The 1,688-nt window shown below is 60.1% G+C and carries 2 protein-coding genes; both read right to left on the bottom strand.

What is annotated here, in order from left to right:
* Positions 1–1,287: ParB/RepB/Spo0J family partition protein (locus tag B9Y90_RS26040; RefSeq protein WP_085543162.1), on the bottom strand; the 1,287-nt coding region annotated here is incomplete at its 3' end.
* Positions 1,288–1,358: 71 nt separating this feature from the next.
* The gene (locus B9Y90_RS26035; protein WP_085543161.1) at positions 1,359–1,589 is read right to left on the bottom strand and encodes a DUF905 family protein; all 231 of its coding nucleotides are present in this window, start codon (positions 1,587–1,589) and stop codon (positions 1,359–1,361) included.
* Between the last annotated feature and the right edge of the window lie 99 nt (positions 1,590–1,688).

Here is a 1,688-nt window from a genome sequence, read left to right as displayed (position 1 = left end):
CCCCTCTGCGGCATCTGCCTGGCGCGAGGTGAACGGCATCGTGACACTGCGGTTTTCGTCGGTTTCTTCCGGCATATCCGTTTTCAGACGCACGCCGCGCTGCACGTACACCTGCCATCCGTACAGGCTGACCACCACGCCCGCCCCCGGCTTCATGTCGTCAGTCCACGCGCTGACTTCTGCGGCCTGTTCGATAGCGTCGATCTCAGCTTCCAGGGCGTCCGTCTCGTCACAGCGGGCGTTGTAGCCGTCCCATTGCTCACGGAGTTCATCAAGGCGCTGCTGCTGCTCAGGGGTGTATACAGGCTCGGGTTCATCCGGCAGGACAAACTCGTTCGCGTCGTCGCCGTGGTGCCAGATGCGGGCTGCACGTCCGCGACTCCACGTCCAGCCCTCCTGCTGCTGAATATCCTGCGCGATACGCGCCAGTTTCTCCTGCACCAGACGCTCAACCAGCACACTGTCCGCGGTGCCATCGCCCTCGTCCTGGCTGAACAGATCTTCACGGACGTAACCGCCTGCCGCTTCGTATACTTCGCGCCCGATGAACCGGAATTTTGCGCTGTCAGTGCACATCTCGGTGTCGGTGATGGCGCGTTTAATCAGGTGCGCGGGCGCGTTCGACCAACTGGTCTTCACGCTCTCAAACACTTCGACCTGACGGGTCGGGTCATCTTCGAGGCAGAGCGCCTGACACTGGTCCACCGTCAGTTCATCCTGCGCGAGTTTTTCCATCAGGGACGGGGCGAGGTTTGCGAGCTTCAGCATCCGCTGGACGTGGCGGGAGCCAAAACCGAGCGCGTCACCAATCTGGGCGGGCGTTTTGCCCTGTTCTGCCAGCGTACGGAACCCGGCAATCTGCTCGGCAGGATGCATGGCCGCCCGCTGCTCGTTCTCGGCAATCGAGGCCAGGGCGGCAATGTCGTCAGAGACGCGCTTCACCATGACAACATAGTCAGCCGGGACACGCCCCTCCTGCGCCAGCAGGTGCAGGGCCGTCAGTCGGCGGCCCCCTGCGGCCACGCCGGATTGTCCCTCCGCGACAGTGTGAACAATCAGGTTCTGCAGCAGGCCGAGCGCCGCGATGGAGTCGGCCAGACCGCGAACACTGTCGAGAGAATAGGGAATGGTGCGCACGTTCAGCGGGGATTTAACGAGACTGGACAGCGGAACGTATTCCACAACAGCGGCCTCAAGGGCGGCTTTCAGGGCATCTTCCTGCGCCTTCGTGATTTTTTTGCTGCTCGCTTTTTGGGGTGCTTTTGCTTTAACATCGGTTACTGACATAGTTGATACCTCGAGTGTTATTGATGATTGTCCGGCCCTGCGGAGCGGATGCTCCGGCAGGGCATCTCTTCTTACTGCGATTTACGGATGCCGTAGCGTTTAATGGCGTGATTAATTTCCCCTCTGGAACCCTGTTCAAAATTCCATGCCCACCAGGTCATGAAGCCTTCGTGCAGAAGCACCAGACGAAAATGCGCCCCCTGACCTTCCTCTGTCACCACGTTGGTGTACTGCGCCGCAACAGCCTCAGCCTGTTCACGGGTAAAGGTGTCGTCGGGTAAAACCGCCCGCGCCTCGTTCATGTTGTTCCTCCCTCTGAACCTGTTTTTTCTTTAAAAAACCATCACCCGTCGAGTTGCCGGGGCCGCGGTTTTGACGTTTTGCGGGGACCTGCTGCACAC

Origin of the sequence: Cedecea sp. NFIX57 (genome assembly GCF_900177785.1) — a bacterium.
In the GTDB taxonomy this organism is placed as follows: domain Bacteria; phylum Pseudomonadota; class Gammaproteobacteria; order Enterobacterales; family Enterobacteriaceae; genus Cedecea; species Cedecea neteri_C.
This window is presented reverse-complemented; position numbering and strand designations above follow the sequence as displayed.

Excerpts from the sequence above, each read along its gene's own strand:
- B9Y90_RS26035 (WP_085543161.1), bottom strand. The coding sequence starts at position 1,589 with ATGAACGAGGCGCGGGCGGTTTTACCCGACGACACCTTTACCCGTGAA.